The 10902-nt window shown below is 67.6% G+C and carries 10 protein-coding genes; 6 read left to right on the top strand and 4 right to left on the bottom strand.

All coding sequences use genetic code 11. The features are described 5' to 3' along the window. Positions 1 to 457 precede the first annotated feature (457 nt). Entirely contained in the window at positions 458 to 1078 is a 621-nt protein-coding gene (locus ULB03_RS01620; protein WP_322481577.1) for a YcjF family protein, read from the top strand. A gap of 97 nt (positions 1079 to 1175) precedes the next feature. After that, positions 1176 to 1757, top strand: a complete 582-nt coding sequence (locus ULB03_RS01615) for a YcjF family protein (protein ID WP_322481576.1) — start codon at positions 1176 to 1178, stop codon at positions 1755 to 1757. Positions 1758 to 1952: 195 nt separating this feature from the next. Here ULB03_RS01615 and ULB03_RS01610 read toward each other — a convergent pair whose 3' ends face one another. The 4 genes from ULB03_RS01610 to ULB03_RS01595 all read right to left on the bottom strand — a co-directional run bounded on the left by ULB03_RS01610 (position 1953) and on the right by ULB03_RS01595 (position 8051). Continuing rightward, a complete protein-coding gene (locus ULB03_RS01610) occupies positions 1953 to 4526 on the bottom strand; it encodes a WD40/YVTN/BNR-like repeat-containing protein (protein ID WP_322481575.1) in 2574 nt (857 codons plus the stop codon). A gap of 20 nt (positions 4527 to 4546) precedes the next feature. Further along, positions 4547 to 5833 (bottom strand): SPFH domain-containing protein, encoded by a 1287-nt coding sequence (locus ULB03_RS01605; RefSeq protein ID WP_322481574.1) that lies wholly within the window; start codon positions 5831 to 5833, stop codon positions 4547 to 4549. 451 nt (positions 5834 to 6284) lie between these two features. Next, entirely contained in the window at positions 6285 to 7055 is a 771-nt protein-coding gene (locus tag ULB03_RS01600) for an enoyl-CoA hydratase/isomerase family protein (protein ID WP_322481573.1), read from the bottom strand. 99 nt (positions 7056 to 7154) lie between these two features. Continuing rightward, on the bottom strand, positions 7155 to 8051 hold the full coding sequence (locus tag ULB03_RS01595; RefSeq protein WP_322481572.1) for a LysR family transcriptional regulator: 897 nt from the start codon (positions 8049 to 8051) through the stop codon (positions 7155 to 7157). 116 nt (positions 8052 to 8167) lie between these two features. On the opposite strand from ULB03_RS01595, the gene ULB03_RS01590 reads away from it, so the two are divergent. The 4 genes from ULB03_RS01590 (at position 8168) to ULB03_RS01575 (ending at position 10452) form a co-directional block, all read left to right on the top strand. After that, positions 8168 to 8323, top strand: a complete 156-nt coding sequence (locus ULB03_RS01590) for a hypothetical protein (RefSeq protein ID WP_322481571.1) — start codon at positions 8168 to 8170, stop codon at positions 8321 to 8323. Next, positions 8316 to 8936: a glutathione S-transferase family protein gene (locus ULB03_RS01585; protein WP_322481570.1), complete on the top strand. Its 621-nt coding sequence runs from the start codon at positions 8316 to 8318 to the stop codon at positions 8934 to 8936. The genes ULB03_RS01590 and ULB03_RS01585 overlap by 8 nt, the downstream gene beginning before the upstream one ends. A gap of 51 nt (positions 8937 to 8987) precedes the next feature. Continuing rightward, entirely contained in the window at positions 8988 to 9656 is a 669-nt protein-coding gene (locus tag ULB03_RS01580; RefSeq protein WP_322481569.1) for a peroxiredoxin-like family protein, read from the top strand. Positions 9657 to 9735: 79 nt separating this feature from the next. Then, positions 9736 to 10452, top strand: coding sequence for an SDR family oxidoreductase (locus ULB03_RS01575; RefSeq protein WP_322481568.1), 717 nt, complete (start codon positions 9736 to 9738; stop codon positions 10450 to 10452). Positions 10453 to 10902 lie beyond the last annotated feature (450 nt).

Below are 10902 nucleotides of genomic sequence, written 5' to 3'. Positions count from 1 at the left end.
GAGCAAAGACTTGGGATTCCGGTCGTGTTCGCGTCGCTGGCATTGCCCGGGTGGAATACCGGAATTGGGTCTAACCAAAGATTCCAACAACTCTAACGTTAAAGTCCTGGATATCAGGAATTGTTAAACGTAGTATAGGGATGTGTTTTGGGAGGGATCGTGATCGACGGTTCCACCCCCTGGCCGATTGCGGCCTGCCCCTGCGGGTGCTGACGGGAGCACAGGGTACGATGGCAGACAAGCGCTCTGGTTCCAGCGGTCGCGGGCGGCGCCCGGCGCGCGGTGTCACGCCCCCCGCCGGCGCCGGTGGCGATACCGGTTCCCCCGTCGTTGACCCGTCCAGCTTCCCCGGCGAGCCGCCAGCCGAACCGGCCGCTGCGTTGGACACCCCCCCATTTCCCCGGTCGCCAGCGCGGCCGGCCCGAACCCCGACCACCCCCCTGGAGAGTATCGACCGATGAGCGAAACCCCTGAGACGGCCCCGGCCGACACCACTCACGCCGACACCGCCCAAGCCGAGGCTGTTCACGCCGAAGCGACCCCGGCCGAGACGGCGACCACCACGCCGGAATCCACCGCCCTGGCGCTGGAAGCCCACGCCAACACCGTGGTCCGCCACAATATCTACCTGGCTGCCGTTGCCGGCGTCATCCCGTTCTCCTTCGTCGATACCGCCGCGCTCATCGCCGTGCAGCTGAAGCTGGTCCATGACCTCGCCGGCGTGTACGGCAAGGATTTCCGCGCTGACGTGGGGAAGGCCGCCATCTCCTCGCTGTTGGCCAGTGTCACGCCCACCCTGCTGACCGGTGGTGTCGTCCGCTCCGGTCTGGTGACGGCCCTGTCCAACGCCGTCCCCGCTGCCGGCCTGGCCTTGCGCATCGCCACCCAGCCGGCCTTCGGTGCCGCCTTCACGTACGCCGTTGGCAAGGTGTTCCAGCACCATTTCGCCACCGGCGGCGACCTGCTGAGCTTCGAAGTGGCAAAGGCGCGCGACTTCTTCACCAGCACCTTCAATCAGGCGCGCGGCAAGTCGGCCAAGGAGCTGGCGGCACCGGCGCCCGAGGCGGCTGCGGCTTAAGGCAGATCGGCGCCGCCGTCCGGCGCCGGGATGGTTGTCCGGTGCCCCCCGTCCTTTGGCGGGGGGCACTTTTTCATGGAACCTGAGGGAGAGTGGCATGGTGGAAAGCGCGGCTGTCGCCCCGACCCCAGCGGTGGTCCACGCCGCCGGCGAGTCCGTGCGCGGCGATCTGGCCCTGACCCTGCTCGCCAACAACAAGATCAAGGATTACGTCGTCGCCACCATGGCCTTGTCAGCGGTGCCGTTGCCCATAGTGGACCTGGCGGGCATCACCCTCATTCAATTGCGCATGGTGCAGAAGCTGTCCCAGCTGTACGGCAAGCCGTTCAGCAAGGAACTGGGAACGTCGGTGTTGGCCTCGCTGGCCGGGACCTTCAGCGGATTGGCCGGTGGCATGGCCGCCGTCAGCCTGCTGAAGCTGGTGCCGGGCGTGGGGGAGGCGGTTGCCTTGGCCGGCTTGCCGGTGGCCACCGGCGCCATGACCTACGCCGTGGGCAAGGTCTTCGTCCGCCATTACGAGGATGGCGGGTCGTTGCTGGACCTGGATACGCTGACCTTCAAGGACTTCATCGCCGAGCAGTTCGAGACGGGCAAGAAACTGGCCCGCCAGGCCCGGCAGGAGGCCAAGGAGAAGGCGAAGCAGGCCAAAAAGGCCGCCAAGAGCAAGCCGGCCGCCTGATACGCGCGGCCTCTCGGCCTCTCCGCCGGGGCCCTTCCGCGGCTCCGTTTCAGTGGCCCGCCCTTAGAGTTTTTCTGACTTTCGTTGAAGCTTCAGAGAAACTCTAAGCTTTTGTTCCGTCGTGCGTTTCACGCTTCAGATGAGTCCATCTGAAGCGATCGCACTCTAGGCGGGCCACCGCACCTGCCCCGCACCTCACGGATTGCTGGTCTGCTGGTCGGCCCTTACCTCCACCACCCGTCCACCGGCGAGCGCCACCCAGACGCCGGCCCCATCCGCGAGGGAGGCCAATGCCACGGGCCGCTGGCTCTGCGCCTTGGACCGTTTGGCCGCTGGCAGGATGTCACCGGCGGAGAAGCTTGGCGCCGCGCCGAGGCCGGCGACATGGCCGTCCGTGGCCAAAACCCAATAGCCATCGCCGGCCGGCCGGATGGCCAGCGCGACGGCGGCGGCGCTGGCGTCGCCCAGATGGGCCATGGTGCCGAAGGTGCGGACCGAGCCATCAGCGTGAAGCAGGGCGTAGCCCTCGCCAATGGGGCTGGTGGCGATCGCGACCACGGGGGCGCCGACCGGGGCGGTGGGTGACCCGGGGCCGGGGCCTAAATCGCAGGACGCGTCGCCGTGGCATTGGACAGTGCCATCCGACAGGGCGATGCGATAACCCAGGCCGGAGGGGCTGGACGCCAGGCCCACCGCCTTCTGGTCGGGCAACAGATCGTGGGCCTCGCCATATTCTTTCACGTTGCCAATGGCATGGACATGGCCGTCGCGGGTCAGCAGCCAGTAACCATCACCCGTCACCGGCGCCGCCATGGCGACGATGGGGCTGCTCGACACGGCGCTGATCTGGCCTTGGTTGACGGCGGGCTTGGCCGCCAGGACGTGGCCGTCGGCCTGGGCCAGCCAATAACCCTCGTTGATGGGCAGGGCCACGGCCTGCCACGTGGCCCCTCCATCCTCTGAGTGGGCGCTGACGCCGCTATAGGCCATGGCGACCACCTGACCCGGACCCTGGGCGATGGCGCAGAGGGTGCTGCGCGTGCCCGATTGGCGGGCGATCCAGCGCCCGGGGCCCGGTGAGGCGACAATGGTTCCGCCGCTGCCGGTGGCCAGCACGCCGGCGGTGGTGAGGGTGACACCGCACAGTTTCTCGTCCGTGCCCGTTTCTTCCCGGGTCCACGTCTGGCCGTCCAGGGTACGCAAGGCGACGCCGTCGGACCCGACGGCCACAGCGCTGTCGCCGTCGGTCACCACCGCCAGCAGGTCCTGATGGGTAAGCGGGGGCAGCGTGCGCCATACGACACCGTCGCGCGACACGGCGATCAGCCCGTTCTCGCCCACGGCGACGGCATAGCTGCGGGCGGCGGCGACCGCCATCAGAGCCAAGGAGGTGGGCTGCCCGGCCTGCAGCGGGTCCGACACAGCCCGCGTCTCCCACAGGTCACCGTCCGGCGAGGTCAGCAGGGTGCCGTTGCGGCCGACGGCCACCAGGCGTCGCTGGTAGGCGGCCACGCCCATCAAGTCGGCCTTGGTACCGCTGAAACGGGATGACCACAGCACGCCGTCCCGGGACATCAACACCAGGCCCCGGTCGCCCACGGCGGCCAAGCCGCCTTCGAACCGCGTGACAGCCCACAGGCCGTGATGGGTAGGTGGGGTGCGGCGGATCCAGTTCTGGCCGTCGATGGAGGACAGGATGGCGCCACCGCCCCCCACCGCCGTGAAACCGATGCCGTCGTTGTAGACAACGTCCAGGACGGGCTGGCCGATGGACGGGCGCTCCACCCGCCAGCGCCGCCCGTCGGTCGATGACAGGATGACGCCGCCCGTGCCCACGGCGACCAGGCGATCGTCAGTGCGGACCAGGGCGCGCACGTCATAGTGGGCATCCGACGCCCATTCCTGCCAGGCCTTCCCCGGCCAGGCCAAGCCCAATACCCCGCCCGTGCCCGCTGCCGCGATGCCTTCCGCCGTCGCCAGCACCGCATGGATGGTGATGTCGGGAACAGGAGTCAACTGGCGCCAATGACAGCCGTCGCTGGAGCGCAGCAATTCGCCATTGCTGCCGCCCGCCACGAAGCCCAGCGTGGGCGAATAGGTGACGGCATCCAGAACCGCCCGGTTGCCCAGGAGGCAGGGGGTCCAAACCACGCCGTCGCTGGACGTGGCGGACAGGCCCTCGCCCACCGCCACGAACCTGCCGGCCTCATAGGTCACGGCGTTCAGGTTGGCGTCCTTCAGGTTGACGTCGGCGGACAGTTCCACCGCCGTCCAGGTCCGGCCATCGGCGGAGGTCGCGAGGCCTGCCGCACCCAAGGCGACATAACGGTCGGGCGACGCGGCGACAGCCGTCAAGGTGCCGGCGACCCCCGTCTGTTCGACATGCCAGGTGATGGCATCGGTGGACAGCAGGGCCCTACCGCCGGAGCCGACCGCCACCAGACCGCCGGGCCCGCTGGCGATGCCATACAACTCGCTGCGAATGGGGGTGTACTGGCGTGACCATGCCCGGCCGCCGAAATTGGTCAGGACCAAGCCACCTTCGCCGACGGCCACCAGCGTGACGCGACCGCCGATGCGGGCCCTGGTGACGCCATGCAGGGCCTCGGAGCCGGCGTAGGCTTCGTGAAAGCCGGCAATGGCCACCACCGGGGCGGGGGCGACCGTTCGGCGGTACAGCGCGACCACTCCCTGGGGGAACAGCCAGGCGATCACGGCCAGGCCCGCGAACAGGGCCGCCAGGAACGCCAGGCGCCGGCGGACGGTCATGGGACGGAGGGCCACCGGAGTCACGGCGCGTGGGGGGCCGGCGACCGGGGCGTCGGCTGTGGCGCCACCGCGTCCGCGGCGGCGGGATGAGCCGAGGCGGGCGCCGGTGCCGCCCCCTGGCTCCCACCAGGTGCGGCCCCGCCGGGGAGCGGCGGTTGATGCGGCGGGCCTTGGTTGGAGGACGGGGGCGTGCGCGGCGCGGCATCCAGCGGGGCGACACCATCGGGCAGGGGCGGCGGCCAGGGACTGCCCTCCTGCGGATCGCCCAGCGCCTTTCCAGACGCCGGTCCGCCGTTGCCCGGCGCCGCCGGCACGGTGCCGACGCGCGGCCCCTTGGAGGGGGGGGCTTCCGTCCCCGACCCGACCAGGTCGGCCGGCAGGGCGCTGCCCCGATCCGTGGTGTCGAGAATCAGCGGCAAGCCGTTCTGCGACCCAATGACCACCACTTTGGCGTTGGGCGATTTGGCGAGAGCCAGGGTGGCCTCGATGCCTTTCCAGCGCAGGTAGCGGTCGGAAATGCCGTTGGACACGATCTCCTGGAACTGGCGCACGCCCTGGGCCTCGATGGCCTTGCGCTCGCTTTCCAGCCGTTCCTTCTCCAGCACGAATTGGAAGCGGAGCGCGTTCTGCTCTTCCGCGATCTTCTGTTCGATGCTGGCCTGCACGGTTGGCGGCAGGGCGATGTTCCGGATGAAGATGTCCTGGATGTTCAGCATCTGGCGGTTGCCGCCCATGTCCAGGTGGCTGCGGGTCAGTTCATTGCGGACCAGGGTCGCCACCCGCTGCTCCAGGATGGAGCGATTGATGCTGTACAGATCATCCGGCCGCAGCTCCGCCATGGCGTTGCGGATCTCGGAACTCATGGTCGGCAGGATCAGGGTCGTCTCGAACTGCGGGCCCAGCGTTTCATGCAGGTTGGCCACCAGGTCGCGGTCGATGAAGTAGGAGATGGTCAGTTGCACGTCGACCGACAGGCCATCCCGGGTCAGGGCCTGCACCGTCTCGTCCAGCCGGCGCAGGCGGACGTCGTAGATGTAGATGCGGTCCCAGGGCGCGATGATCTTCAGGCCGGGATTGAAGTGGAACCCCAACTGGGTGCCGCCGGCCAAGCGCAGCCACAACACGCCCACCGAGCCGGCGGGAATGTTGATGAAGATGCGGTCAGCCAGGGCCACGACCAGGAAAGCCAGAACCAGGACGGCCAGGAATATGTTCAAGCGATGGCGGCGGCGCCAGGCCTTGAAGCGGGCCCGCAGGCCCGGCTTCGCGGCGGGGGGCGCCGTGTTCGCGTCCGTGGCTGCGGTCATGCCTCCACACCGTTCTTCATCAGGTCCTCAACGGGTTGGGAATAGTCCCCGGATGGGGTAGGCTGAGGGCGGGCGATCAGCGCGGCGGTCATTCCGGGAGCCCCCTTGGCCTTAAACGACGCCGAAAATTAACTGAATTTGGCGAGCGCGAGAAGCCGCTAATCGTATTCCGAACAAAACCTACTAAATTTCCCGCCCAGAGATTGTGGCGGCCTGGGCGCCTTGGGACGGGATGGGGACCGCCGCCCGGCGCTGACCGGGCGGCGGCCGCGATCTCATACGCGCGGCATTTGATCGTGACCTCTCAAATGCCGCCTCAAGCGCCGGCGGGCGCATCCGCGCCCTTTGGCTTCCTCGCTGCGTCCCCCTTTACATGAACTGGGCGGTGCTCGCTGCAGCGCCCGCAGTCGCGGGCTACAGAGGCACGAGTCTCTATCTCGTGCCTCTGGTATCAGCCCTGGGTGGCCATGCGGCGGGCCACATCGGCGGCGCTGATGCCTTCGAGGGCCAGCCCGTAGGCGGTGCCTTCATCGATCAGGCGGCGAAGCTGCTGGGTCAGCGCGATACGGGTGTAGCGGCCGGTCAGCGGCGGCAGCGCGGCGATGCCATCGGCGATCTCATGGGCGCGGGCGAGCAGGCGGTCGGCCGGCACGATCTCGTTGACGACGCCCCAGTCCTTCGCCGTCTGGGCGTCCAGCACCTGGCGGGTGAGCAGGAAGTAGCGCCCCCGGACCGAGCCGATGACGTGCGGCCACAGCAGGTGCATGCCGTCGCCGGGCACGATGCCGAATTCGAAGTGCGGCTTGTCCTGGAACACTGTTTCCGGCGTCGCCAGGATGATGTCGGTCAGCAGCGCGTATTCACTGTGCAGCAGAACCGGGCCGTTCAGCGCCGTGATCATGGGCACCTCGATATCGAGGATGTTGGACAGCACCTTGCGGCCCTCGCGCAGGATCTTGTCGTAGCCCTGGGGCGTGAAGAAGTCGAAGCCCTCGGGGTTGATCATGTCCATGAAGGCGTCGCCCGTGCCGGTCAGGATCACCGCGCGATTGTCGCGGTCCTCACCGATCTGGTGGAACAGCTCCACGAACTGCTCATGCGTATGCCCGTTGAAGACGAGCTTGCCGCCGTCGGTGTGCAGGGCGACTTCCAGGACACCATTGTCCTTGCGGGTGAGGCGGGCGTTGGGGAAAGCGTCGCGATAGGTCTCGAACTTGGCCATGATGCTGATCCTTGATCTCAAGCCGTCCGGAAGTGGCGGCGTGAGGGATTAGTTAGGCCAACCCAGGGCGGGACGGACGAGGGCGCGGGGCGATATGGCTTATTCCAGCGCGGAATAGGGCGCGGCCATCACCGCTTCCACGAAGCGGGCGAATTCGCGCGCCTTGGCGCTGGCCATGCGGCCGCCGGGAAATACCGCCCACAGGTCGAGCGCGGGCAGGGTCCAGTCCCGCAGCACCCGGCGCACCGCGCCGCTGGCGAGTTCGGGCGCGAACATCCAGTCCGAGGCGATCGTCAGCCCCATGTCGGCCAGCACCGCCGCCCGCTGCCCCTCGGCGGCACTCACCTTGACGCGCCCGCGCACGGAAACCGACGCTTCGGTGCCGTCGCGGGTGAAGCACCACACCGTGGGCAAGTGGCTGTGGATCACGGCCTCGTGCCCCGCCAGGTCGGCAGGGCCCTGCGGCTCCCCCCGGCGCGCCAGATAGGCCGGCGTGGCCAACACGGAGCGCGGGCCGGTCGCCAGCCTGCGCGCGACCGCCGATGAATCGGGCAGCGCGCCCATCCGCAGCGATACGTCGACGCCCTCCGCGACCAGGTCGATGACGCGGTCATCAAGGATCACGTCGATCTCAAGCTCGGGATGCCGTTCCAGGAAGCGCGGCAGCATCGGCACGATATGCAGGCGGGCGAAGGTGGTCGCCGCCGAAACCCTCAGGCAGCCGGACAACCCCGCCCCCGCGCCACGGGCGGCCAGGTCCGCCTCATCGGCCTCCCGGATGGCGGCCTTGGCCCGCTCATAGAAGCGGTGGCCCGCCTCGGTCGGGCTCAGCCCATGGGTCGAGCGGATCAGCAGGCTGACCTGCAGCCGGTCTTCCAATTGGGCGATCGTCTTCGAGATGGCGGGCTGGCCGACATTGAGTTGCCGTGCCGCCGCCGAGAAGGAGCCGGTCTCCACCACGCGCACGAACGTCGCCATCGCTTGATATCGGTCCACGTCATTCCTCCTTGGAATGATCATTATCGCCCGGAGCTGGCTGCCCCGTCGAGCACGGAAGAGGCACTCATGGTCATGCCTTCGGATGGGCCGAAGGGGGCGAGGAGATCGAGATCATGGTCCGCTGGCTGATGGGAACCGCCGTCGCGCCATCCCTGCTGGACGGGATCCTCGCCTTTCAAATCACCGGCAGCCCGGTTCCAGCCCTGCTCGCGCTGGCCGCGCCCATCCTGCGCGCCGGGCTGCGTCACAAGGAAGACCACCATGCTTGAGGTTTACGCCTTCGCCACGCCCAACAGCATCAAGGTGCCGATGGCGCTGGAGGAGCTGGGGCTTGATTACGAGTTGCACGCCATCAACGTCCGCCAGGGCGAACAGAAGGCGCCGGATTTCGTCGCGCTGAACCCGAACGCCAAGGTGCCGGTGCTGGTCGATGGCGATCTTGTGCTGACCGAGTCCGCCGCCATCCTGGTCCATCTGGCCGAGAAGACCGGCCGTTTGTTGCCAGCCTCCGGCGACGGCCGGGCGCGGGTGTTCGAGCAGCTCTTCTTCCATGCCTCGGGGCTGAGTCCGGCCTTCGGCCAGTCAGGCTTCTTCCAGCGCTTCGCGGCCGAGCCGCAGCCCATCGCGATCGAGCGCTTCCTGGGCGAGGCCAAACGCACCGTGTCCGTGCTGGACGGGGTTCTGTCCCGGCATCGCTACGCCGCCGGCGACGCCTTCACCATCGCCGACATCGCCCATTTCGGCTGGCTATGGCGGCGCGAGTTCGCTGGCGTCGGGTTGGAGGACACCCCCCATGTCGCGCGCTGGTACGCCGACGTCGCGGCGCGACCCGCCATCCAGCGCGCCCTGTCCCGCGTCAACGCGCTGCTGCCGTCCGCCTGATCGGCAATTCCGGCGGGGAATAAGCCCTGCCCCTTCCGTTGGAGACATCGCATGTCCCTTCAATCCAAGCTCGACGCCTTCAAGGCGGACTTCGAAGCCGGCAAGCCGCCCTACAGCGTGCCGCCGTCGGTGATCGAGACCATGCACCGCGCGACCGCCGAACTCATCGCCAGCGGTGCCGCCAGCCGCGCCTTGAAGGCTGGCGACCAGGCCCCCCGCTTCACACTGAACGATCCCGAGGGCAGGCCCGTCTCCTCGGCGGCGTTGCTCACCAAAGGGCCGCTGGTGGTGAGCTTCTACCGCGGCGTGTGGTGCCCCTACTGCAATATGGAACTGCAGGCGCTTCAGGCCGCCCTGCCGGCGTTCGCGGCGCTGGGCGCCAGCCTGGTCGCCATTTCTCCGCAACTGCCGGTGAACAGCCGAAAGTCCGTCCGCCAGAACGCGCTCGGTTTCCCCATCCTGTCCGACACGCACAACGACGTGGCCGCCGCCTTCGGCCTCCGCTTCGACCTGCCCGGCTACCTTGTCGACCTCTACAAGAGCCTGAAGAACGACCTCCCCGCCTTCAATGGGGACCAGAGCTGGACGCTGCCGATGCCGGCCCGCTATGTCATCGCGCCGGACGGGACGATCCTCTACGCCGAGGTGAACCCCGACTACACCCGCCGGCCCGAACCCGAGGACATGCTGCCGGCGCTACGCCGCGCCACCGTCGCCTAATCTCCCCCGCCTGATCGCCCCCTTCTAACCACCCCCTGGCCACGCCAATGGCCGTGTCCCCGTCACGGAGGTTTGCCCCATGTCTCGGACCTTTCTCATCACCGGCGCCAGCAAGGGTATCGGGCTGGCGCTGGCCCATCGCCTGGCCCGAAAGGGTCATACGGTCGTCGGCCTGGCGCGGGGGGCGGCGCCCGCCTTCCCCGGCACGCTCATTCCCGTTGACCTGGCGGATGGGCGCGCGACCGGCGACGTGCTGGCCGACCTCTGTACCCGCCTTCGCGTCGATGGTGTCGTCAACAACGTCGGCCTGGTCCGCCCGCAACCGCTCGGCGCGGTCGACCTGGCCACTCTCGATGAGGTCATGCGGGTCAACCTGCACCCCGCGCTTCAAACCGTGCAGGCGTTGCTGCCCGGGATGCGGGAGCGGGGCTGGGGGCGCATTGTCAACATCTCCAGCCTGACGGTGCTGGGGTCGGTCGAGCGCACGGCCTACGCCGCGGCCAAAGCCGCCCTTGTCAGTTTCAGCCGGGGCTGGGCGCTGGAACTCGCCACGACCGGCATCACGGTGAACGCGGTCTCTCCCGGCCCCACGGAAACGGAGCTGTTCCGCGCCAACAATCCTCCGGGCGGCGAGGGGGAGCGCCGCTATCTCGCCGGCGTCCCCATGGGCCGTTTCGCGACACCCGACGAAATCGCCGCGGCCATCGCCTTTCTGCTATCCGAGGAGGCTGGCTTCATCACGGGACAGACGCTGCATGTCGATGGCGGCGCCTCGATCGGCAAGACCGCTTTCTGATCGCGGTGTGTTGTGCGCGCCACTGGACAAGCGTAGGCTTGGTTTCAGAATCCGGGGGGATTTCCTATCCTTAAGGATAGGGGGTCATTCTGGCGGTGCGCTGAGGTTCTCCTCATAGTTGCATTATCGCTAGTATTCGACCCGATATTCTAAATATGCTGGGTCGTCCCCCGGCGGAAAAACAAGAATCTAATGAATTCTGATATTTCGTGGGGTTGTCGCAGCGGATTGGGTAATTTTATTGCCAATTAACCTGCCAAGTAACAATTAAAATAATGACAATGATAACTTTCCTGCTCACATTTGGATGCCGCCCGCATTCGTCATCGTTTAATTGACAGTGCAAGTTATCTCGCGCAGAACGGGTACGATTTACCCTCTTTTGGGTAGGTGGTTGCCTGGTCTTGGCGTTGGTACGGGCGTGCGGGAAAAATCCAAGGGTTAAGGTGG

It is taken from the genome of Nitrospirillum goiasense (genome assembly GCF_034427435.1).
Lineage (GTDB): Bacteria > Pseudomonadota > Alphaproteobacteria > Azospirillales > Azospirillaceae > Nitrospirillum.
Note: the sequence above shows the minus strand (reverse complement) of the source record. Positions and strands in the feature narration are given on the sequence as shown.

Bases quoted from the DNA above. Each gene is read 5' to 3' on its own strand.
- ULB03_RS01620 (WP_322481577.1), top strand. From the start codon at position 458: ATGAGCGAAACCCCTGAGACGGCCCCGGCCGACACCACTCACGCCGAC.
- ULB03_RS01615 (WP_322481576.1), top strand. From the start codon at position 1,176: ATGGTGGAAAGCGCGGCTGTCGCCCCGACCCCAGCGGTGGTCCACGCC.
- ULB03_RS01610 (WP_322481575.1), bottom strand. From the start codon at position 4,526: ATGACCGTCCGCCGGCGCCTGGCGTTCCTGGCGGCCCTGTTCGCGGGC.
- ULB03_RS01605 (WP_322481574.1), bottom strand. From the start codon at position 5,833: ATGACCGCAGCCACGGACGCGAACACGGCGCCCCCCGCCGCGAAGCCG.
- ULB03_RS01600 (WP_322481573.1), bottom strand. From the start codon at position 7,055: ATGGCCAAGTTCGAGACCTATCGCGACGCTTTCCCCAACGCCCGCCTC.
- ULB03_RS01590 (WP_322481571.1), top strand. From the start codon at position 8,168: ATGGTCCGCTGGCTGATGGGAACCGCCGTCGCGCCATCCCTGCTGGAC.
- ULB03_RS01585 (WP_322481570.1), top strand. From the start codon at position 8,316: ATGCTTGAGGTTTACGCCTTCGCCACGCCCAACAGCATCAAGGTGCCG.
- ULB03_RS01580 (WP_322481569.1), top strand. From the start codon at position 8,988: ATGTCCCTTCAATCCAAGCTCGACGCCTTCAAGGCGGACTTCGAAGCC.
- ULB03_RS01575 (WP_322481568.1), top strand. From the start codon at position 9,736: ATGTCTCGGACCTTTCTCATCACCGGCGCCAGCAAGGGTATCGGGCTG.